The 20,779-nt window shown below is 74.2% G+C and carries 20 protein-coding genes; all 20 read left to right on the forward strand.

The features are described 5' to 3' along the window. Nucleotide 1: 1 nt before the first annotated feature. Nucleotides 2-349 (forward strand): 50S ribosomal protein L24, encoded by a 348-nt coding sequence (gene rplX / locus AC1050_RS12340; RefSeq protein WP_213281383.1) that lies wholly within the window; start codon nt 2-4, stop codon nt 347-349. Next, the gene (gene rplE, locus AC1050_RS12345) at nt 349-930 is read left to right on the forward strand and encodes a 50S ribosomal protein L5 (protein ID WP_482387690.1); all 582 of its coding nucleotides are present in this window, start codon (nt 349-351) and stop codon (nt 928-930) included. The genes rplX and rplE overlap by 1 nt, the downstream gene beginning before the upstream one ends. Before the next feature lies 1 nt (nt 931). Then, entirely contained in the window at nt 932-1,117 is a 186-nt protein-coding gene (locus AC1050_RS12350; protein WP_122147680.1) for a type Z 30S ribosomal protein S14, read from the forward strand. A gap of 82 nt (nt 1,118-1,199) precedes the next feature. Continuing rightward, on the forward strand, nt 1,200-1,598 hold the full coding sequence (gene rpsH / locus AC1050_RS12355) for a 30S ribosomal protein S8 (protein WP_482387691.1): 399 nt from the start codon (nt 1,200-1,202) through the stop codon (nt 1,596-1,598). Nucleotides 1,599-1,623: 25 nt separating this feature from the next. Then, a complete protein-coding gene (rplF, locus tag AC1050_RS12360; protein WP_482387692.1) occupies nt 1,624-2,163 on the forward strand; it encodes a 50S ribosomal protein L6 in 540 nt (179 codons plus the stop codon). Nucleotides 2,164-2,165: 2 nt separating this feature from the next. Continuing rightward, nucleotides 2,166-2,537 carry a 50S ribosomal protein L18 gene (rplR, locus tag AC1050_RS12365; protein ID WP_324846243.1) on the forward strand — a complete coding sequence of 124 codons (372 nt, stop codon included), beginning with the start codon at nt 2,166-2,168 and terminating at the stop codon, nt 2,535-2,537. A 37-nt stretch (nt 2,538-2,574) separates the two neighbouring features. Then, on the forward strand, nt 2,575-3,225 hold the full coding sequence (rpsE, locus tag AC1050_RS12370) for a 30S ribosomal protein S5 (protein WP_482387693.1): 651 nt from the start codon (nt 2,575-2,577) through the stop codon (nt 3,223-3,225). Beyond that, complete coding sequence (gene rpmD, locus AC1050_RS12375; RefSeq protein WP_168630730.1) at nt 3,225-3,407, forward strand: 50S ribosomal protein L30; 183 nt, start codon at nt 3,225-3,227, stop codon at nt 3,405-3,407. The genes rpsE and rpmD overlap by 1 nt, the downstream gene beginning before the upstream one ends. Before the next feature lie 2 nt (nt 3,408-3,409). Continuing rightward, a complete protein-coding gene (gene rplO / locus AC1050_RS12380; RefSeq protein ID WP_482387694.1) occupies nt 3,410-4,117 on the forward strand; it encodes a 50S ribosomal protein L15 in 708 nt (235 codons plus the stop codon). A 240-nt stretch (nt 4,118-4,357) separates the two neighbouring features. Then, complete coding sequence (gene secY, locus AC1050_RS12385) at nt 4,358-5,662, forward strand: preprotein translocase subunit SecY (protein WP_482387695.1); 1,305 nt, start codon at nt 4,358-4,360, stop codon at nt 5,660-5,662. Beyond that, nucleotides 5,659-6,249 carry an adenylate kinase gene (locus AC1050_RS12390; protein ID WP_482387696.1) on the forward strand — a complete coding sequence of 197 codons (591 nt, stop codon included), beginning with the start codon at nt 5,659-5,661 and terminating at the stop codon, nt 6,247-6,249. The genes secY and AC1050_RS12390 overlap by 4 nt, the downstream gene beginning before the upstream one ends. A 24-nt stretch (nt 6,250-6,273) precedes the next feature. Next, nucleotides 6,274-7,125 carry a type I methionyl aminopeptidase gene (gene map, locus AC1050_RS12395; protein WP_482387697.1) on the forward strand — a complete coding sequence of 284 codons (852 nt, stop codon included), beginning with the start codon at nt 6,274-6,276 and terminating at the stop codon, nt 7,123-7,125. A 332-nt stretch (nt 7,126-7,457) separates the two neighbouring features. Further along, nucleotides 7,458-16,022, forward strand: coding sequence for an SdrD B-like domain-containing protein (locus AC1050_RS12400; RefSeq protein WP_482387698.1), 8,565 nt, complete (start codon nt 7,458-7,460; stop codon nt 16,020-16,022). A 630-nt stretch (nt 16,023-16,652) separates the two neighbouring features. Beyond that, nucleotides 16,653-16,874 (forward strand): translation initiation factor IF-1, encoded by a 222-nt coding sequence (infA, locus tag AC1050_RS12405; RefSeq protein ID WP_146838576.1) that lies wholly within the window; start codon nt 16,653-16,655, stop codon nt 16,872-16,874. An 81-nt stretch (nt 16,875-16,955) separates the two neighbouring features. Then, nucleotides 16,956-17,069: a 50S ribosomal protein L36 gene (gene rpmJ, locus AC1050_RS12410; protein WP_013117849.1), complete on the forward strand. Its 114-nt coding sequence runs from the start codon at nt 16,956-16,958 to the stop codon at nt 17,067-17,069. A 209-nt stretch (nt 17,070-17,278) separates the two neighbouring features. Next, nucleotides 17,279-17,659 carry a 30S ribosomal protein S13 gene (rpsM, locus tag AC1050_RS12415; RefSeq protein WP_454049672.1) on the forward strand — a complete coding sequence of 127 codons (381 nt, stop codon included), beginning with the start codon at nt 17,279-17,281 and terminating at the stop codon, nt 17,657-17,659. An 82-nt stretch (nt 17,660-17,741) separates the two neighbouring features. Then, the gene (gene rpsK / locus AC1050_RS12420) at nt 17,742-18,143 is read left to right on the forward strand and encodes a 30S ribosomal protein S11 (protein WP_147794341.1); all 402 of its coding nucleotides are present in this window, start codon (nt 17,742-17,744) and stop codon (nt 18,141-18,143) included. A 150-nt stretch (nt 18,144-18,293) separates the two neighbouring features. Beyond that, complete coding sequence (locus tag AC1050_RS12425) at nt 18,294-19,304, forward strand: DNA-directed RNA polymerase subunit alpha (protein WP_482387699.1); 1,011 nt, start codon at nt 18,294-18,296, stop codon at nt 19,302-19,304. Nucleotides 19,305-19,366: 62 nt separating this feature from the next. Further along, entirely contained in the window at nt 19,367-19,900 is a 534-nt protein-coding gene (gene rplQ / locus AC1050_RS12430) for a 50S ribosomal protein L17 (RefSeq protein ID WP_482387700.1), read from the forward strand. Between the two features lie 92 nt (nt 19,901-19,992). Continuing rightward, entirely contained in the window at nt 19,993-20,736 is a 744-nt protein-coding gene (locus AC1050_RS12435; RefSeq protein ID WP_482387701.1) for an alpha/beta fold hydrolase, read from the forward strand. The last annotated feature ends 43 nt before the right edge of the window (nt 20,737-20,779 follow it).

Consider the following 20,779-nt stretch of genomic DNA (forward strand, 5'->3'; position numbering starts at 1 on the left):
CATGGCGAAGATCAAGAAGGGCGACCTCGTGGTCGTCATCTCCGGTTCCCGCAAGGACCGGGGCAAGCAGGGTCGTGTCCTCGAGGTGCTCGCCGACCGGGACCGCGTCCTGGTCGAGGGCATCCACCGCGTCACGAAGCACACCAAGGTGGGGCAGAGCCAGCGCGGCTCCCGCACCGGTGGCATCGAGACCGTCGAGGCCCCCATCCACGTCAGCAACGTGATGCTGGTGGACCCGGAGACCAAGCGCGGGACCCGGGTGGGCTACCGCACCGAGCAGGTCGAGCGCGACGGCCGGACCCGCACCGTTCGGGTCCGCGTCGCCAAGCGCTCCGGTAAGGACATCTGATGACCGCCATCGACGAGACCACCCGGTCCTACCCGATGCCGCGCCTCAAGGTGCGGTACAACGAGGCGATCCGCGCCGCGCTCCGCGAGGAGTTCCAGCACGAGAACGTGAACCAGGTCGCGCGCCTGGTGAAGGTCGTCGTGAACATGGGTGTGGGCGACGCCGCCAAGGACTCGAAGCTGATCGAGGGCGCGATCCGCGACCTCCAGAACATCACGGGTCAGAAGCCGCAGGTCACCAAGGCCCGCAAGTCCATCGCGCAGTTCAAGCTGCGCGAGGGCATGCCGATCGGCGCGCACGTCACGCTGCGCGGCGACCGGTCGTGGGAGTTCCTGGACCGCCTGCTGTCGACCGCGCTGCCGCGCATCCGCGACTTCCGCGGGCTGTCGCCCAAGCAGTTTGACGGCCACGGCAACTACACCTTCGGTCTGACCGAGCAGTCGATGTTCCACGAGATCGACCAGGACAAGATCGACCGGGTCCGCGGCATGGACATCACGGTGGTCACCACCGCGACCACGGACGCGGAGGGCCGGGCGCTGCTGAAGCACCTGGGCTTCCCGTTCAAGGAGGAGAACTGACATGGCGAAGACCGCCCTGATCAACAAGGCCGCGGGCAAGCAGAAGTTCGCCGTGCGGGCCTACACCCGGTGCCAGCGGTGCGGTCGTCCGCACTCGGTGTACCGCAAGTTCGGCCTGTGCCGGATCTGCGTGCGCGAGATGGCCCACGCGGGCCAGCTCCCCGGCGTGACCAAGAGCAGCTGGTAAACAACGACGTCGCAGGTCCGCGGTCGCTCGCCCTTCGGGGCGGGCGCCGCGGAAACCACGGTGAGGAAGGGCGATAGCCCCCATGACGATGACCGACCCGATCGCAGACTTCCTGACACGTCTGCGTAACGCGAACTCGGCGCACCACGACACGGTGACCATCCCGTACTCGAAGCTGAAGTCGCACATCGCGGAGATCCTGCAGGCCGAGGGCTACATCTCCGGCTGGACCGTCGAGGACGCCCGCGTGGGCAAGAACCTCGTGGTCGAGCTGAAGTACGGCCCGAGCCGCGAGCGTGCGCTCGCCGGCCTCAAGCGCGTGTCCAAGCCCGGTCTCCGGGTGTACGCGAAGTCCACCAACCTGCCCCGAGTCCTGGGCGGCCTGGGCGTGGCGATCCTGTCCACGTCCTCGGGTCTCCTGACGGACAAGCAGGCCGCCAAGAAGGGCGTGGGTGGCGAAGTCGTCGCCTACGTCTGGTAAGTCCGAGACGGAAAGGAGCTAGCCAATGTCTCGTATCGGCAGAATCCCCGTCCCGGTCCCGGCCGGGGTGGACGTGAACATCAACGGCGCCGTCGTGACGGTGAAGGGCCCCAAGGGCACCCTCACGCACACGGTCGCCACTCCCATCGAGGTCGCGCGCGACGACGAGGGGGCCCTCGTGGTCACCCGTCCGAACGACGAGCGCCTCTCGCGGTCGCTGCACGGACTCACGCGCACGCTGCTCGCCAACCTCGTGACCGGCGTGACCGCCGGCTACGAGAAGAAGCTCGAGATCGTCGGCACCGGTTACCGCGTGACGGCCAAGGGTGACGCGCTCGAGTTCGCGCTCGGCTTCAGCCACCCCGTGTCCGTGACGCCGCCCGCCGGCATCTCGTTCGCGGTCGAGAGCCCCACCCGCTTCTCGGTGTCCGGCATCGACAAGCAGCAGGTGGGCGAGGTCGCCGCCAACATCCGCAAGATCCGCAAGCCCGAGCCCTACAAGGGCAAGGGTGTGCGCTACGCCGGCGAGAACGTCCGCCGCAAGGTCGGAAAGGCTGGTAAGTAGCCATGGCGATCACCATCATCGGCAAGGGCAAGTTCAAGGCCCGCAAGCGCCGTCACCTCCGGCTGCGCAAGAAGGTCGCCGGCACCGCCGCGCGTCCGCGCCTGGTCGTCACCCGGTCGAACCGCAACCTCGTCGCGCAGGTCGTCGACGACGCCGTGGGCCGCACCCTGGTGTCCGCGTCGACCCTCGAGGTGGACCTGCGTGCCGCCGAGGGCGACAAGACGGCCAAGGCCCGTCGCGTCGGCGAGCTGATCGCCGAGCGCGCCAAGGCGGCCGGCATCGACGCGGTGGTCTTCGACCGCGGCGGCAACAAGTACCACGGACGGGTGGCCGCGGTCGCCGACGCCGCCCGCGAAGGCGGTCTGGCGCTGTGACGACGACCATTCCCGCACGGAAGAAGAGGATCCACTGATGGCTGCTCCTCAGCGCAGCAACACGGGCGGAGCTCCCCAGGGCCAGGGTGGCGGTGACCGCCGCGACGGCGGTCGTCGCGACGGCGGCCGCCGGGGCGACGCCGCCGAGAAGAGCGCGTTCCTCGAGCGCGTCGTCTCCATCAACCGCGTGGCCAAGGTCGTCAAGGGTGGCCGTCGCTTCAGCTTCACCGCCCTGGTCGTCGTCGGCGACGGCGACGGCACGGTCGGTGTCGGCTACGGCAAGGCCAAGGAGGTGCCCGCCGCGATCGCGAAGGGTGTCGAGGAGGCGAAGAAGAACTTCTTCCGCGTCCCCCGCATCCAGGGCACCATCCCGCACCCCATCCAGGGTGAGGCCGCCGCGGGCGTCGTCTTCCTGCGCCCCGCGTCGCCGGGTACCGGTGTGATCGCCGGTGGTCCGGTGCGTGCGGTGCTCGAGTGCGCCGGCGTCCACGACATCCTGTCGAAGTCCCTCGGCTCCTCCAACGCCATCAACATCGTGCACGCCACGGTGGCGGCGCTGCAGGGTCTCGAGGAGCCGGCCGCCGTGGCCGCGCGCCGTGGTCTGCCGCTCGAGCACGTCGCCCCGGCGCCGCTGCTCCGCGCCCAGGCCGCCGGTCGTGGCGACAAGGCAGAGAAGGTGGGTGCCTGATGGCTCGCCTGAAGGTGACCCAGACCAAGTCCGCCATCGGCGGCAAGCAGAACCAGCGCGACACGCTGCGCACCCTGGGCCTCAAGCGGATCGGCGACGTCGTCGTCAAGGAGGACCGTCCTGAGATCCGCGGCATGGTCAACACGGTGACGCACCTGGTCGCGGTCGAGGAGGTGGAGTGACGATGGCGGAGAAGAAGACCGACGAGGTCGAGCAGACCGCTGCCGCGGCTCCGAAGGCGACCAAGGCGAAGGCCTCGAAGGCGGCGACCACCGAGTCCGCCGCCGCCGAGAAGCCGGCTGCCAAGAAGCCCGCGACGCGGACCACCAAGGCGAAGGCCGAGTCGGCCGCCGCCGCGGAGGAGAAGCCCGCTGCCAAGGCCAAGGCCCCCGCGGCCAAGGCCCCGGCGAAGGCCTCCGCCAAGGCGGAGCCCGTCGAGACCGGCGCCGGTGGCACCCTCAAGGTGCACCACCTGCGTCCGGCCCCCGGCGCCAAGACCGCCAAGACCCGCGTGGGTCGTGGTGAGGCGTCGAAGGGCAAGACGGCCGGCCGTGGTACCAAGGGCACCAAGGCCCGGTACCAGGTGCCGACCCGCTTCGAGGGTGGGCAGATGCCGCTGCACATGCGGCTGCCCAAGCTCCGCGGCTTCAAGAACCCGTTCCGGGTCGAGTACCAGGTCGTGAACCTGGACAAGCTGTCGGCGCTGTACCCCGACGGCGGCGACGTCACGGTGGCGGACCTGGTCGCGAAGGGTGCCGTCCGCAAGGGCGCCCCGGTCAAGGTGCTCGGCACCGGCGAGATCACGGTCAAGCTGTCCGTGGCCGTCGACGCGTACTCCGGTTCCGCCAAGGAGAAGATCGTGGCGGCCGGCGGCAGCGTCGCGCAGGACTGATCCCAGCGAACGGGGTCGGCGAGGGCTCCACGCCCACGCCGGCCCCGTTCGTCGTCCCACCCCGGGTGGCGCACCGCCGCCGCCCACCCCACGGCGGACCCGTCACGACGGCGGGGATGCCGGACCGGGCCCGGAAGTCCGTTAGGGTTCGGCAGGGTGTCGGGCGCTCACAGCGCCCGGCCGACGACGGCGCGCCGCGCCGGTGACACGACATCCCGCTTCGGCGGAGCAGGAGGACACGTGCTCAGCGCATTCGTGCGGGCGTTCAGGACACCCGACCTGCGGCGCAAGCTGCTGTTCACGATCGGGATCATGGTGGTCTTCCGGATCGGCTCGTTCCTGCCGACCCCGGGCGTGTCCTACCCGAACGTCCAGGTCTGCATCGACCAGGCGCAGGCCGGCGAGGGCGCGGGCCTGCTCGGCCTCGTGAACCTGTTCAGCGGCGGCGCCCTGCTGCAGCTGTCCGTGTTCGCGCTCGGGATCATGCCGTACATCACGGCGAGCATCATCATCCAGCTGCTGCGCGTGGTGATCCCCCGGTTCGAGGCGCTGCACCGCGAGGGCCAGTCCGGCACCGCGAAGCTCACGCAGTACACGCGCTACCTGACGATCGGCCTCGCGGTGCTGCAGGCGACGACCGTCATCATCACGGCGCGCAACGGCCAGCTGTTCGCCGGCTGCTCCGTCGACGTGATCCCGGACGGCGACATCGTCACGACGCTCATCATGATCATCACGATGACCGCCGGTACCGGTCTGATCATGTGGCTCGGCGAGCTCATCACCGAGCGCGGCGTCGGCAACGGCATGTCGCTGCTGATCTTCACCTCGATCGCCGCGTCCTTCCCGGGCGCCATGTGGTCGATCGCGGGCGGCTCCGGCGGCATCGGCGCGTTCCTCATCATCATGGCGATCATCGTGCTGGTGATCGGCCTGGTCGTGTTCGTCGAGCAGTCCCAGCGCCGCATCCCGGTGCAGTACGCCAAGCGCATGGTCGGCCGCCGCACCTACGGCGGGTCCTCGACCTACATCCCGATCAAGATCAACATGGCCGGCGTCATCCCGGTGATCTTCGCGTCCTCGCTGCTGCAGGTGCCGGCGCTGGTCGCGGGCTTCGGCGACCAGACCGCGGGCTGGAAGCAGTGGGTCGCGAACAACCTCGCCGACCCGGGCGCGCCGCTGCACATCGCGCTGTACGTCGTGCTGATCATCTTCTTCTGCTACTTCTACACGGCGATCACGTTCAACCCGGACGAGGTCGCGGACAACATGAAGCGGTACGGCGGGTTCATCCCCGGCATCCGCGCCGGCCGCCCGACGGCCGAGTACCTGGACTACGTGATCACCCGCATCACCGCGCCCGGGTCCATCTACCTCGCGCTGGTCGCGCTGATCCCGACGATCGCGTTCATCGTCCTGGGCGTCGGCACGAACATCCCGTTCGGCGGCTCGTCGATCCTCATCGTCGTGGGCGTCGGCCTGGAGACGGTGAAGCAGATCCAGTCGCAGCTCGAGCAGCGTCACTACGAAGGGTTCCTCCGATGAGCACGGCCCCGTCCACCGCACGCCTCGTCCTGCTCGGCCCGCCCGGGGCCGGCAAGGGCACCCAGGCCGCGCGCCTCGCGGAGCAGCTCGGCGTCCCGGCGATCTCGACCGGGGACATCTTCCGCGCGAACATCACCGGCGGCACCGAGCTGGGCCGCACCGCGCAGGCGTACACCGCGCGCGGCGAGCTCGTCCCGGACGAGGTCACCAACGCGATGGTGCGCGACCGGCTCGCGCAGCCGGACGCCGCCGCGGGCTTCCTGCTCGACGGCTACCCGCGCAACGTCGCCCAGGTCGCCGAGCTGGAGGCGATCCTCGTCGACAGCGGCCGGGACCTGGACGCCGCGCTGGAGATCACGGCGGACACCGACGTGGTCGTCGAGCGCCTGCTGAAGCGCGCGGAGATCGAGGGCCGCGAGGACGACACGGAGCCGGTCATCCGGCACCGCCTGGACGTGTACGCCGAGCAGACCGCGCCGGTCGCCGGCCTCTACGCCGAGCGCGGCCTGCTGGTGCAGGTCGACGGCATCGGCGAGGTCGACGCGGTGACCGAGCGGCTGCTCGCGGCGCTGGCGTCGCGCGGCTGACCGCCGCGGCGAGGAGGAGCCGTCGTGTTCGGACGCGATCGCATCGAGCTGAAGACCCCGGAGCAGATGCTGCTCATGCGGCGGGCCGGCCTGGTCGTCGCCGACGCCCTGGCCGCCGCGCGCGCCGCGGCGGTCCCGGGGGCGACTACGGCGGACCTGGACGAGGTGGCCGCGAAGGTCATCGCGGACGCGGGTGCGACGCCGTCGTTCCTCGGGTACCACGACTACCCGGCGACGATCTGCGTCTCCGTGAACGACGAGGTCGTGCACGGCATCCCGTCCGGCCGCGTACTGGAGCCCGGTGACGTCGTGTCGATCGACTGCGGTGCGGTCGTCGAGGGCTGGCACGGCGACTCCGCGTGCACGGTGGTGCTGCCGGAGGCCGACCCCGCCGACGTCGCGCTGTCCGAGGTGACCGAGCGCGCGATGTGGGACGGCATCGCCGCGCTGGCGTCGGGCGCGGGGATCGCCGACCGGCTCGGCGTGGTGGGGGAGGCCGTCGAGCAGGCGGTCGAGGCCACCGACGCGGCAGCGAACGACGGCGTGCCGTTCGGCATCGTCCAGGACTACGTCGGGCACGGCATCGGGTCCGCCATGCACCAGCCGCCGGACGTGCTGAACTACCGCACCCGCGACCGGGGGTCGCGGCTCAAGCCGGGCATGTGCCTGGCGATCGAGCCGATGATCACCCGCGGGGCGCACGCCACCGAGGTGCTCGAGGACGACTGGACCGTCGTCACGGCGGACGGCTCGCGCGCCGCGCACTGGGAGCACTCGGTCGCCCTGCACGACGGGGGCATCTGGGTGCTCACGGCCGTCGACGGCGGCGCGGCGGAGCTCGCCGCGCGCGGCGTCACGGTGGCCCCGCTCGGCTGAGCGCCCCGCACGACCGCACCACCGACGCGCCCGCGTCGCCTCCGCCGTCCCCCCGCCGCTGGGGGCGCCGCGAGGTGACGCGGGCGTCGTCGTCCGGCTCAGGCGCCTGACCGGCGGCGACGCACGGCGCCGGCGGACGTGCGCGCCGGGAGCGGGTGAAATCGAGATCGGCGTCGGGTGCTAGCACCCGACGGTGAGCCCGACGAAACAGACAACCGGGTGCTTTCACCCCAATCCGGACTCATCCCTCACTGGATCCGGACCGAAGGTATGGCGTTCCCCCCGCGCGTCCGGTCCCGTCGGCGCGCGCCCGCGCGACCTCCCGGACCGTGATGAACCTGCTGCACCGCCTCCGCCGCCCCGCCGTGCTCGCCGCCGTCGGCGCCCTGCTCGCGCCCCTCGTCCTGGGGACCGGCGCGCCGGCCGCCGTCGCCGCCGGCGAGGGCACCGCCCTGCTGGTCGACGGCCTCGCCGTGACCTCGGGCGCGACGGCGACGGCACCGCAGCCCGTCGCGGACCCCGCGTACGCCGCGGACCGCGCGTACACGGCGACGCCGGCCGGTGGCACGTTCTCGACGACGCTGCGCTACGAGTGCTCCAGCGACGAGGCCGCGTGCGTCGACGCGACGATGACCTTCGCGCTCGGGTCGGTGCGGCTCACGACCCCGCTCGCGCTCGCCGGTCTCGACGCCCAGGTGGCGTACTGGCGCGACGCGGCGGGCACGCAGCCCACCGCGGACGCGACGCAGGCCGCGCTCGTCCGGGTGTCGTTCCGGTCGGACCTGGGGGACGGCGAGGTCGGCCTGACCTCGGGCGTCTCGGGCGACCTGAAGCTGGACGCGGCGCTGACGGCTCCGGCCGGGGGCGGGACCCAGCAGGGCGCGCTCGTGGTGACGCCGGCGTGGCGGGGCGCCGTCGGGCAGCCCTCCCGGGTGCGGGTGACCGGCGAGTTCCCGGTGGACCTCGGTACCGGGACCGCGGTGTCGTGGGCGCGCGCCGGCTACCTGTCGGGGGTGGACGACGGCACGGAGAGCCCGACCAACACCGCCACGGTCGTCTCCTCGCTCACCGGCGACCCGGCGAGCACGCTCACCACGACCTGGGGCGGCAGCGACCCGGCCGCGCGTCCCGCCGCCGGCACCGTCGGCATGCTGACGGACCTCACCTCCGCCACGGTCACCTCGTGGCCGGCCGGTGCCGCGTCCGTGACGGTCACCGGCTGGTGCTGGACCGGTGCGTCGTCCGCACCCGCGGAGACCGCGCTCGGCACCGTCCCGGCCGGCACCCCCGGCGCCGCCGCTGACCTGCTCGCCGGGACCGACCCCGCGACCCGCGCGGCCCTGACCGGCCTGCGGCTGGTGTTCACGGCCGCGGACGGCGCGCTGATCTCCACCGGCGCCACGGTCGTGGTCGGCGTGCGGGAGCACGGCAGCACCGCCGCCACGCCCGTGCCGCGCACCGGGGCCGCCGACTACGTGACCAACGCGCCGGCCGCGGCGTTCGACGCGGCGTCCGACCTGAACACGCTCGCCGTGACCGGCACCGCGACCACCACGGCCCGGCGCGGCGCGACGACGTCGGGCACCAGCACCGACACCCGCGGCTTCCGCGTCGTCGACCCGCGGCCGTACGGGGGCTCGGCGACCACCCTGCGCGCCCTGTCCGACGGCACCGTCTACGGCGGCGGGTTCGTCGCGGCCGCCGCGGCCGGGACCAACTGGTCCCGGCGCGCGGTCGAGCGGCTCGAGGTCGTCGTCCCGGCGACCTCCGCCCAGGTGACGGCCACGAACACCCTGCTCGACCCCGACCTGCCCGCCGTCGACGCCCGCACCTTCGGCACCGGCCTGACGTTCGCCGGCTTCGGCGCCGCGCGCGCCGGGGACGCGGGCGACGGGACGGGCGTCGTCGTCACCGGCCTGGGGGGCGCCACCGCCCGGGTCGTCCTGTCCGCCACCACCACCGGCGGCACCCGGCCCGCCGTCGTCCTCGACGCCGCGGCGCCCGTCGTGCCGACCGACCCCACCGCGTTCGGCGTGGGCTCTTGGGCGGAGGTCACCGGGTTTACGGCCGTGCTGGAGGGCACCGGCGCCGCCGTGCCGATGGGCGCGTCCGTGTCCGTGCCGTACCTGCTGCGCACCGCCACCGCCGCGCAGGCCGAGTCCTACGCCGCGCACACCGTGGCGACGACCGTGCTGGGCGGCGCCCGGTCCGCGGCGACCCCCCGCACCGCGCAGAGCGGCAACCGCCCGGTCACCGCGGCCACCGTGGCGGTGGCGGTGCCGACCGTCGGCGTCGCCGGCAGCAAGTACGTCGTCGAGCCGTACGCCGCGACCCGCGGCGGCACCGCCACGGTCGTGCTCGAGGCCGTCGCGCGCGCCGGCGCCAGCGGGCACCTGCCCGACACCCTGACCGTCGAGGACAGCGCGCAGGCGCGCACGGCGGCGACCGGCGGCACCACCGGCGCGGCCTGGTGGGACGTCATGCGCCCCGTGTCGGTCGACGGCGCGGCCCCGGCCGGCGCGGACGTGGCGGTCGAGTACTACACGAACACCACCGGCGCTCCCGTCTGGCAGGACTACCCCCAGGCGCTGGACGACCTGCAGGGGTCCGCGTCCTGGCGCGGCATGCGGCTGGTCACGACCGCGGCGCCCGGCGCGACGTTCGCGGACGGCACGACCGCCCGCGCGCGGATCACCTTCGCGGTGCGGGACACCTACCTGAACGCCCGGACCTGGGCCGTCGACAGCACCCTGACCAACGTCGCGCAGGTGACCTCGTCGGCGTCGGTCGAGGGCAACGTCGTCACCAGCCCCGTGACCCGGGTGTCCGACGGCGTCACCGCGGTCGCCCCCGGCACCGGTGGCGAGACCGCGCTGGTCAAGACGCTGAGCAGCCGCCAGGGCGTCGAGGGCACCGGCGCGACGCCGGTCGCGACCCTCACCTGGGGCACCGACGGGCAGGCGCACACCTCGGTCGTCGTGGCGGACGCCAACGGGCTCGGCGCGGGCGACGACGTCCCGGCCACCGGTGGCGACGCGAGCTTCTGGGACGGCTTCGACCTGAGCCGCGTGCTGCCGATCACGTCGGGCACCGCGGCCGTCGCGGGGTCGGCCTACGACCCGTACCTGGCGTTCGACAGCGTCGCCGACGTCCGCGTGTACGACGCCGTCGGCGGCGCGTGGCACTCGCTGCGGACCGAGGAGTGGACCGGCTCCGCCTGGGCGCCGCTGTCCGGCGGCCGCACCGACGTGACCTTCGCCGGGTCGAGCGCGGCGGGCGCGTTCCCGTACGCCGGCGCGTTCCCCGGCGTGACGCTGACCGGGGTCCTCGGCCGGGTCGGCGGCGTGCAGCTCGTGTACGAGCCCCGGCCGGGCACCGAGCGCACCGCCGCGCTGGCGGCGGGGGACTGGCGCCAGGCGCTGCTGCCGACGCTGACCGACGGCGCCGTGGCCCGGACCGCCGGCCCGGTGCGGCAGGTGCAGCTGGCCCTGGTGCTGCGCGACACCTCGCGCGCGACCGGCACCCCGGTGAACGACGCCTTCGCCTACACCGGCGGCACGGCGGGGCAGGTCGCGAACTCCGGCCGGGTGACCGGCTGGACCGGCACCGGCGGCGCCGGGACCGCGACGGACCTCGGCGGGCCGGTGAACGGGTCGGGCTGGTGGACGTACCAGGTGCAGGCCGCCTCGCTCGGCGCCGCCGCGACGAAGACCTGGCTGCGCGACGCCAACGGCACCCCGCTCGAGCCCAGCACCGACCTCGACGAGCTCGCGCTCCCCGTCGAGGGCCCCGGCGCCGCGGCCGACATGTGGCCGTCCGCCGTCCTGACCGTGACCGGCCGCAGCACCGCCACCACGCGGGTGGACGCGCTCACGGTCACCGAGCCGCGCGGGATCGACACCACGAACGCGCTCGCGGCCGACGACCCGTTCGCGCAGTTCGCCATCACCGACATCGCCCAGCTGTCCGACGCCGCCGCCGTCACGGGCGCCTCGGGCGTCCAGGTCGTGCTGTACCGCGTCGCGGGCGACGGCGGCGTCACGCCGTCGGCCCCGGTCACCGGCGCGGTCGCGCTCGGGTACGACGCGAGCCAGCTCGCCGACGTCGTCGGGGTCCAGGTCCGGTACACCGGCCGGATCGCCGCGAACCGGCCCGCGACCCTGCAGCTGGCGACCCGGCTGCTGCCGGAGAACCGCGTCACCGGCGCGGCCACCCCGGCGGGCCTGACGGTCGGCAACGAGGTGGAGGCCCGGGTCTCCGACGCGCGCGTCTGCGCCGACGAGTCCGGCAGCCCCGCGCCCGTGCCCGGCTGCGACCCGCAGGTGGTCACGGCGCGCGCGGCGGCGAGCACGTCCGTCCGCGACCCCGAGGTCGTCGCCTTCCCGGTGCTCGACGTCACCCCGGTCGACGTGCAGCGCGACGCCGCCACGCCGGCGGTCACCGCGGTGCTGTCCGCGCAGAACTTCGGCGTCACGGAGGCCGACCAGCTGCTTGTGACCGACGCGGACGCGCGGTTCTTCAACGCCGTCGCCGCGCGCACGGTGCGCGTCGACCGGCTGCCCACGGGCGCCGAGACCGCGGCGCTCGAGGTGCTGGTGGCGGGTGCCGACCTGGAGGTCGGTGCCGACGGCACCTACACCGGCCCGGTCGGCGGCACGGCGGACTGGCAGTCCTGGGCCTCCGGCGCGTCCGGGAGCACCTGGGACCTCGCCGCGCTGGCCGCGGCGCGCGGGCTCGACGCCGCGGACGTGATCGCCGTGCGCCTGCGGTTCGCGGACACCGGCGGCGGCCGGATCACCGCGCCGGGGCAGGGCTTCGGCCAGGCGACGCTGTCCGGGGTCCTCCGCGAGGAGCTGCGCACCGGCGGCCTGCCCAGCGCCGTCGGTGCCGGCGCGTGGCGCTACCAGGGCGCGCCCGAGCTCGGCACGAACCCGGGCGAGTCCGCCCGCGGCGTGGTCAGCAACCGCGTCACCGCGCAGGCGGTCCGCGACGGGCTGTCCTCTTCCGCGCAGACGACGCAGGACGTCACGGTCACCGTGCACGCCGGCCTCGCCACCCTCGGCGTGCAGAAGGCCGAGGTCACCTCGGGCGCGCACGCGCCGGGCGACCACGTGCAGTACCGCATCACGGTGACGAACACCGCGGCGGGGACCGCGGACCTCACCGGCCTCGTGGTCACCGACCTGCTGCCCGAGGACGGCTCGCTGGAGGTCGGCACCGCCCCTGCGGGGCAGCAGCCGTGGACCGTCCAGGGGCCGCTCGCCGCACCGGTCGTCACGACCGACGGGACGACGGTCACCTTCACGTTCGGCCCCGACGACCGGCTGGCACCGGGGGCCTCGGCCGAGATCCTGCTGTGGGCGCGGGTCGCCACCGACCTGTCGACCACCTCGATCGTCAACACCGCCACCGCGACCTCCGCGTCCCGACCGGTGCAGGCTGCGCCGAGCGGGTCCGACGGCGGCGTCGGCTGCACACCGGGCACGTACGACGTGGCCGCGGAGGGCTGCCTCGCCCGCTCCGGCGCGCTGGTCATCGGCGGCGCGAACGTCTACCTGTCCGAGAAGTGGGTCAAGGGCACCGGCTCCGGCGCCGTCCGCACGACGCCCGCACGGCCCGGCGCGTCGAGCGCGTGCACCCCGCGCGGCACCGGCGCCGACGCCGACTGGTACCGGTACCCGTGCGCGGTGCTCGCCGCACCGGGCTCGGTCACGAGCTGGCAGGTCCAGGTGAGCAGCCGCGCCTCGATCACGACCGGGCGGCTCGAGCTGGTCGACATGCTGCCCACCACCGGCGACTACCCGGCGATGGACGGCAGCGCGACGGGCTCGCGCGGCAGCCTGTGGCGGCCGGTGTGGGACGGCGTCGTGCCGACCCTCGCGTCCGTGCCCGGCCTGCCGGCCGGCGCCACGCTGGCGGTCCACACGACCACCGCCGACTACCGCGCGGGCGGCCTCGCGCCGACGGCGGCGTTCGACCCGGTCCCGGGCAGCTGGAGCAGCACGCCGCTGACCCCGGGCACGACGGTCCCGGCGGCGCAGGCCGCCCGGGTCACCGGCTTCAAGCTCGTCGTCACCTTCGCCGCGGGCGACAGCTTCTCCGCGGGCGAGAGCGTGCGGGTCGGCTGGTCGATGCGGACGCCGCTGACCGGCGCGCGCGCCGGCTCCGACGCCTGGAACTCCTTCGCGTTCCGCGTCCCTGCCGCCGCCGGCCGGCCGGTCGACGTCACCTCCGTGCCGCTCAAGGCCGGCGTCCGCGCCGCGGCCCGCGCCGCCGGGGCGGGCGACCTGCTCGCCGTCGGCGACCGGGTGTGGCTCGACACCGACCGGGACGGGGTGCAGGGCACCGGCGAGCCCGGGGTGGGCGGCGTCGTCGTCGACCTCTACCAGGGCACCGGGCCGTCCGCGGTGTGGGCGGGGGAGACGACGACGGACGCCGATGGCGCCTGGCTCGTCGACGGCCTGCCCGCCGGCGTCTACGACGTCCGCCTGACCCTGCCCGCCGCGCTCGCCGCGCAGCACCGGTTCACGGACGTCGGCCGCGGGTTGGACGACGTCGACTCCGACGCCGTCCCGGACGCCGGCGGCGCGCTGGTCGCGGGTGTCGACCTCACGGCCGGCGCGGCCGGCGTGGTCGCCGTCGCGGACCTGCCGCAGGCGTGGCGCGACGCGCACCCGGACCTGGAGGCGACGCTCGTCGACGCCACCCGGGACGCGGGGCTGCAGTGGCGGCCGCTGGCCGTCGGCGACCGCGTCTGGTTCGACGCGGACCGCGACGGGCTGCAGGACCCGGCCGAGGAGCCCGCGCCGGGCGCCACCGTGCGCCTGCTCGACGCGGACGGCGCGGTGCTGGACACCACGAGCACCGACGCCGCGGGCGCCTACGTCGTCGACGCGCTCGACCCCGGCACCTACCGGGTCGAGGTCGAGCTGCCGGACGCGCTCGCCGGGCGCTGGACGTTCACGTCGCCCACCGCCGCGGGCGACGCGGCCGCCGACTCGGACGTCGAGCCGGTGACGGCACGGCTCGGCCGCACGGCGCCGTTCACCCTCGCGCCCGGCGCGGGGGAGACGCGGGTCTCCGACCTGGCGGGCGACCCGGTGTGGTCGGCCGTCGACGCCGACTACGCAGACCCCACCCGGGACGCGGGACTGGTCGAGCGGTCCGTGCAGGTGGGTGACCGCGTGTGGTCCGACCTGGACGGCGACGGCGTGCAGGACGCGGGCGAGCCCGGTCTCCCGGGCGTGGTGCTCGTGCTCACGAGCACCGACGGGGACCCGGTGACGGACCTGGCCGGGAACCCGGTCGGCCCGGTCACGACGGACGCCGACGGGGCCTACGCCTTCACCGGCCTGCTGCCCGGCGCCTACACGGTGGCGGTCGACGAGGCCGCCTCGGCGACGGTGCTCGCCGCCTACCGCCCGAGCCCCGTGGGCACGGGCGACCCGGCGACCGACTCGTCGGCCGGCAGCGCCACCTCGGCGACGCTGGTCGGCGGCGGCACCGACGGCACCCTGGACTTCGGGTTCCGCCCCCTGCGGGCGCTCGGCGACCGGGTCTGGCTGGACACGGACCGCGACGGCGTCCAGGACGACGGCGAGCCGGCGTTCCCCGGCGTGACCGTGCGGCTGCTGGACGCCGCCGACGCGGTGCTGGCGACCACGGTGACGGACGGCGGCGGCCGGTGGTCGTTCGACCTGCTGGAGCCGGGCGACTACCGCGTCGAGCTCGAGCTCGCGCCGGCGGACGCCGCCCGGTACACGTGGACCGCGGTCCGCGCCGGGGCGGCCGACGCCGACTCGGACGCCGAGGAGACGGGCACGGGGGTGGCCCGCACGGCGGTCGTCACCGTGGGACCGGACGCCACCGGCCTGCGGGCCACGACGGCCGCGGACGGACTCACCGCCACGTCCGTCGACCCGACCTGGGACGCGGGCCTCGTCGAGCGGACGGTCGCCGTGGGCCACCTGGTCTGGTTCGACCAGGACCGGGACGGGGTCCAGGACGCGGGTGAGCCGGGGCTGCCGGGCGTGGTGCTCGAGCTGCGCCACCCTGACGGCCGCCCCGTCACCGCGGCCGGCGGCAGCACCGTCGCGCCGGTGACCACGGACGCCGACGGCCGGTACGCCTTCACGGGCCTGGTGCCGGGGGAGTACGTGGTGCGGGTCGACCGGATCGCCTCGGCACGCGCGCTGGCGGGGTACGCCCCGACGGCGGCGGGCGCCGGGTCGGACCCTGCGCTGGACTCCTCGACCTGGTCGGCGACGGCCCGGGCGCTGGCCGGCGGCGAGCAGGACACCACGCTCGACTTCGGCCTGGTGCTCGCGGACGACGTGCAGCTGGCGCTGCGCAAGACCGCCGTCGCGCGGACCACCGACTCGATCACGTGGGACGTGACCGTCGCCTCGACCGGCACCCAGGACGCCTACGCCGGCTTCACCGTCGTGGACGCGCTGCCGGGCGCCCTGACCTTCCGGTCCGCGACCGGCGCCGGGTTCTCCTGCGTCGCGGTCGACCGCGACGTCACGTGCGACCACGACGGCCCGCTCCCGGCGGGGGAGTCCGCGACGGTGCGCATCGTGACCGGGCTGACCGCCGCCGGGTCCGACGTGACGAACACCGCCACGGTGGACGTCGAGGGGCGCGGGTACCTGTTCGAGGTCCTGGCGGCCGAGGACGTGGCGTGGAGCGAGCCCGTCGAGCCCGCACCCGGCGACCCCGCGGCGCCGGTCGACCCGGCGGCGCCGGTCGGGGCGGCGCCGGGTGGCGGGGGCGGGCCGCTCGCCGCCACCGGCGCGAGCGCGGCGGTCCTGCTCGGCCTCGCCGCGGCGCTGGTGGCGCTGGGCGTCCTGCTGCTGGCGCCGGCGACCACCCGCCGCCGAGCGGCGCGCCGCTGACGGCCGTGGCGCGCCGCGCCGCGCACTCGCGCACCCGTGGCGCGCCGCGCCGCGCACTCGCGCACTCGCGCACCCGCGCGGTGCTCCGTCGGGCTCGCGCGCGGTGCTCCGCCCGGCGAGTGTCCACGAACTCCGTCGGAATGGGCCGTTTGTCCGGCAGCTTCTGGACACTCGCCGGGTAGGCCGCGATCGCGGGCGGGCCGGGCGGGCGGTCGAGACCCCGGCGCGAGGTGCGGGAGCGCGGCGGCCGGGACGGGCGCCGGCCCGGGGGGGAAGGATCCCGGGCCGGCCCGCGTTGCACACCCCGACGGCGCGTCCCGCGTCGGGCCCCGTGCTGGCTGCGGTGCGCCGGGGGCGGAGTGTCGCGGACGGATCCGCGTCCGGCCGGCAGGCGCGCGGCCGCGTTTCGTCTGCGCGGTCCGATGGAGTAAGATCGTCCGTTGGGTGTGCGCCCTGTCGTCGCCGCACGTCCCGTCCGAGCCCGATCACGCCGCAGATGCGGCACGGTCGCGCGCTGGCGGGCCGGTCGCCGGTTGCGGGACAGCGCCCGCCACGTCGCACGGACCACCGGCCTCACCGCCGGTCCCGCGGACGTGGGCTGGAAGTTCAGGACAAGAGTTAGCGGAGGACATGGCGAAGAAGGACGGTGTCATCGAGATCGAGGGCAGCGTGATCGAGGCTCTGCCGAACGCGATGTTCCGCGTGGAGCTGACCAACGGTCACAAGGTGCTCGCCCACATCTCGGGCAAGATGCGCCAGCACTACATCCGGATCCTCCCCGAGGACCGGGTGGTGGTCGAGCTGAGCCCGTACGACCTGTCCCGCGGGCGCATCGTCTACCGCTACAAGTAAATCGACCGAACGAGCATCGCCGTCGACCATGCCCTTGCCGCCCGCAAGGACCGGGGCGCATCGGCGGCGGAGGAACAGGCCATGAAGGTCAAGCCCAGCGTCAAGAAGATCTGCGACAAGTGCAAGGTGATCCGCCGGCACGGTCGCGTCCAGGTGATCTGCGAGAACCTGCGCCACAAGCAGCGCCAGGGCTGACACGCCCTGCCGCTCGGCACTGGTCGAGCAGCACCCCGGCCGGACCCTGGTCCCAGGGACGGCCACCAGCGCACCGCCGAACCGGCACCGCGCCCGCCTCGTGAGGCGGACGCACGCCGGTGAACCCCTGGCTCGGAGGCCAGGGCCCGCCGCCAGGCGGGAGGACGGTGCGGCAGACCTCCGAAGCAGTCCAAGGAGCCGGAAGGCACATGGCACGTCTTGTCGGCGTCGACCTCCCCCGCGAGAAGCGGCTCGAGATCGCGCTCACCTACATCTACGGGGTCGGCCGGACCCGCGCCCAGGAGACCCTGGCCGCGACCGGCATCAGCCCGGACGTCCGGGTCAAGGACCTGGACGACGCCCAGCTCGTCACCCTGCGTGACTACCTCGAGGGCAACTTCAAGCTCGAGGGTGACCTGCGCCGTGAGGTCGCCGCGGACATCCGCCGCAAGGTCGAGATCGGCAGCTACGAGGGTCTGCGTCACCGCCGCGGGCTCCCCGTGCGCGGCCAGCGCACGAAGACCAACGCGCGTACCCGCAAGGGCCCGAAGCGCACCGTCGCCGGCAAGAAGAAGGCCGGCCGGAAGTAGCCCGTCCGCGGCACGCCGGGCGCCCAGCGCCCGCGCCGCGACGGACTCCCGACCTCACTGAGCAGCGAGAGAGAACGAGCAGATGCCTCCGAAGACCCGTAGTTCCGTGCGCAAGCCGCGCCGCAAGGAGAAGAAGAACGTCTCCCACGGCCAGGCGCACATCAAGAGCACGTTCAACAACACGATCATCTCGATCACCGACCCGAGCGGCGCCGTGATCTCCTGGGCGTCCGGCGGCGACGTGGGCTTCAAGGGCTCGCGCAAGTCGACGCCCTACGCCGCGGGCATGGCCGCCGAGGCCGCCGCGCGCAAGGCCGCCGAGCACGGCATGAAGAAGGTCGACGTCTTCGTCAAGGGCCCCGGCTCCGGTCGCGAGACCGCGATCCGCTCCCTGACCGCGGCCGGCCTCGAGGTCGGCTCGATCCAGGACGTGACGCCGCAGGCCCACAACGGCTGCCGTCCGCCGAAGCGCCGTCGCGTCTGACACCCCGTAGCCGGGCCGCCGTGGGCGGGGGAGCGATCCCCCGCCCGCTGCGGTGCCGGCCGGTCGTCCGGGTGGACCGAGACCCGAGCCGGCCAGCGAGTACACCTGCGCTGCGTCATATGGCGGACGCACGCTGAGAGGAACCCCGAAGTGCTCATCGCACAGCGCCCCACCCTGACCGAAGAGGTCATCTCGGAGTACCGGTCGCGGTTCTCCATCGAGCCGCTCGAGCCGGGCTTCGGCTACACGCTCGGCAACTCCCTGCGCCGGACCCTGCTGTCGTCCATCCCGGGCGCAGCCGTGACGAGCATCCGGATCGACGGCGTGCTGCACGAGTTCAGCACGGTGCCGGGCGTCAAGGAGGACGTCACCGAGATCATCCTCAACATCAAGAACCTCGTCGTCTCCTCGGAGAACGACGAGCCGGTCGTGATGTACCTGCGCAAGCAGGGTGCGGGTGACGTGACCGCGGCGGACATCGTGCCGCCGGCCGGCGTCGAGGTCCACAACACGGACCTGCACCTCGCCACGCTGAACGAGAAGGGCAAGCTCGAGATCGAGCTGACCGTCGAGCGCGGCCGTGGCTACGTGTCGGCCAACCAGAACAAGTCGTACGAGGCCGAGATCGGCCGCATCCCGGTCGACTCGATCTACTCGCCGGTCCTCAAGGTGACCTACAAGGTCGAGGCGACGCGTGTCGAGCAGCGGACCGACTTCGACAAGCTGATCGTCGACGTCGAGACCAAGCCGGCCATCAGCCCGCGGGACGCGCTCGCCTCGGCGGGCAAGACCCTGGTCGAGCTCTTCGGCCTGGCCCGCGAGCTGAACGTCGAGGCCGAGGGCATCGAGATCGGCCCGTCGCCGACGGACGCGGCGCTGGCCGCGGACCTGGCGCTGCCGATCGAGGACCTGCAGCTGACCATCCGGTCGTACAACTGCCTCAAGCGCGAGGGCATCCACACGGTGGGCGAGCTCGTGGCGCGTTCCGAGGCCGACCTGCTCGACATCCGCAACTTCGGTGCGAAGTCGATCACCGAGGTCAAGGAGAAGCTGGCCGAGCTCAACCTGTCCCTCAAGGACAGCCCGCTCGACTTCGACCCCACCGCCGCCGCGTACTACGACGGCGACGAGGGCGACTTCACCGAGGACGAGCAGTACTGACGCCGGGGAGGCGGGGCTGAGCAGTCCCGCACGCCCATCACTGGAACCAAGGAGCAACAAACATGCCTACGCCCACCAAGGGTCCCCGGCTCGGTGGCGGACCGGCGCACGAGCGGCTGATCCTGGCCAACCTGGCCACGGCGCTGTTCGAGCACAAGCGGATCACGACGACCGAGACCAAGGCCAAGCGCCTGCGTCCGCTCGCCGAGCGCCTGATCACCTTCGCCAAGCGCGGTGACCTGCACGCCCGCCGTCGCGTCATGACCGTCGTCCGCGACAAGTCGGTCGTCCACGAGCTGTTCGTGGAGATCGCCCCGCAGATGACCGAGCGTGCGGGTGGCTACACCCGCATCACGAAGATCGGCCCCCGCAAGGGCGACAACGCGCCGATGGCCGTGATCGAGCTCGTCCTCGAGCCCGTCTCGCCGAAGCAGGCCGTCGTCCGCGAGGCCACCAAGGCCGCCGCGAAGGCCGCCCCGAAGGCCGAGGAGACCCCGGTCGAGGAGACCCCGGCCGAGGACACCACCGAGGCGACCGCGACCGACGCCCCCGAGGCCGAGGCCGCTGACACCAAGGACGAGGCCGACAAGGCCTGATCCACCGGCAGCACCGACAGGGCCCGGGCCCGCGAGCACACGCTCGCGGCCCGGGCCCTGTCGCGTCCGGCCGCGCTCGGTACGGTCGGAGCATGAGCGTCCCCGTCGTCCTGGTGCACGGGCTGCGCACGTCCCGGACGATGTGGCGCGCCCAGGTCGACGCGCTCGGGGCGTACGGCTCCCCGGCCCTGGCGGTCGACCTGCCGGGCCACGGCGCCCGCCGGGGCGAGCGGTTCACGCTCGACGGTGCCGTGACGGCGGTCGCGGACGGGGTGGCCGAGGTCGGCGGGCGGGCGCTCGTCGTCGGTCTGTCGCTCGGCGGCTACGTGGCGATCGCGCACGCCGCGCGGCACCCGGACCAGGTGACCGGTCTGGTGGCCGCGTCGTGCTCCACGCGGCCGCTGGTCGCCCTGGTGGACGGGTGGGCGCTGCTCGCCCGCGGGATCGCGCGGCTGCCCGACGCCGGCGCCGGGCTGAACCAGGGCATGGTCGACCGGGTGCTCACCGCCGACGCCGCGCGGGACGTCGCGGCGGGCGGGTTCGCGCTCGACGTGGTCGACGACGTCCTGCGCGAGATGCGCGACGCGACGCCGGTCGCGGACCTGGCCCGGGTGCAGGCGCCGGTGTGGCTGGTGAACGGGCGCTACGACCACTTCCGCGGCGAGGAGCGCCGGTTCCTGCGGGCGTGCCGGGACGGGCGGCTCGTGATCGTCCCGGGCGCCACGCACCTGGTCTCGCTCGCGGCCCCGGTGGGCTTCACGCGCGTCCTCCTCGACGCGATCGACCAGCTCTCCGGCACCGCCCGCGTCCCCCGCGGAGCGCCGAGCGGGCAGTAGATGTCCCTTCCGGCCGGGCTGAGGGGACATCTGGTGCCCGCTC

The sequence above is a fragment of the Cellulomonas sp. NEAU-ZC6 genome (genome assembly GCF_056844425.1).

Bases quoted from the DNA above. Each gene is read 5' to 3' on its own strand.
- rplX (WP_213281383.1), top strand. From the start codon at position 2: ATGGCGAAGATCAAGAAGGGCGACCTCGTGGTCGTCATCTCCGGTTCC.
- rplE (WP_482387690.1), top strand. From the start codon at position 349: ATGACCGCCATCGACGAGACCACCCGGTCCTACCCGATGCCGCGCCTC.
- AC1050_RS12350 (WP_122147680.1), top strand. From the start codon at position 932: ATGGCGAAGACCGCCCTGATCAACAAGGCCGCGGGCAAGCAGAAGTTC.
- rpsH (WP_482387691.1), top strand. From the start codon at position 1,200: ATGACGATGACCGACCCGATCGCAGACTTCCTGACACGTCTGCGTAAC.
- rplF (WP_482387692.1), top strand. From the start codon at position 1,624: ATGTCTCGTATCGGCAGAATCCCCGTCCCGGTCCCGGCCGGGGTGGAC.
- rplR (WP_324846243.1), top strand. From the start codon at position 2,166: ATGGCGATCACCATCATCGGCAAGGGCAAGTTCAAGGCCCGCAAGCGC.
- rpsE (WP_482387693.1), top strand. From the start codon at position 2,575: ATGGCTGCTCCTCAGCGCAGCAACACGGGCGGAGCTCCCCAGGGCCAG.
- rpmD (WP_168630730.1), top strand. From the start codon at position 3,225: ATGGCTCGCCTGAAGGTGACCCAGACCAAGTCCGCCATCGGCGGCAAG.
- rplO (WP_482387694.1), top strand. From the start codon at position 3,410: ATGGCGGAGAAGAAGACCGACGAGGTCGAGCAGACCGCTGCCGCGGCT.
- AC1050_RS12390 (WP_482387696.1), top strand. From the start codon at position 5,659: ATGAGCACGGCCCCGTCCACCGCACGCCTCGTCCTGCTCGGCCCGCCC.
- AC1050_RS12400 (WP_482387698.1), top strand. From the start codon at position 7,458: ATGAACCTGCTGCACCGCCTCCGCCGCCCCGCCGTGCTCGCCGCCGTC.
- infA (WP_146838576.1), top strand. From the start codon at position 16,653: ATGGCGAAGAAGGACGGTGTCATCGAGATCGAGGGCAGCGTGATCGAG.
- rpmJ (WP_013117849.1), top strand. From the start codon at position 16,956: ATGAAGGTCAAGCCCAGCGTCAAGAAGATCTGCGACAAGTGCAAGGTG.
- rpsM (WP_454049672.1), top strand. From the start codon at position 17,279: ATGGCACGTCTTGTCGGCGTCGACCTCCCCCGCGAGAAGCGGCTCGAG.
- rpsK (WP_147794341.1), top strand. From the start codon at position 17,742: ATGCCTCCGAAGACCCGTAGTTCCGTGCGCAAGCCGCGCCGCAAGGAG.
- rplQ (WP_482387700.1), top strand. From the start codon at position 19,367: ATGCCTACGCCCACCAAGGGTCCCCGGCTCGGTGGCGGACCGGCGCAC.
- AC1050_RS12435 (WP_482387701.1), top strand. From the start codon at position 19,993: ATGAGCGTCCCCGTCGTCCTGGTGCACGGGCTGCGCACGTCCCGGACG.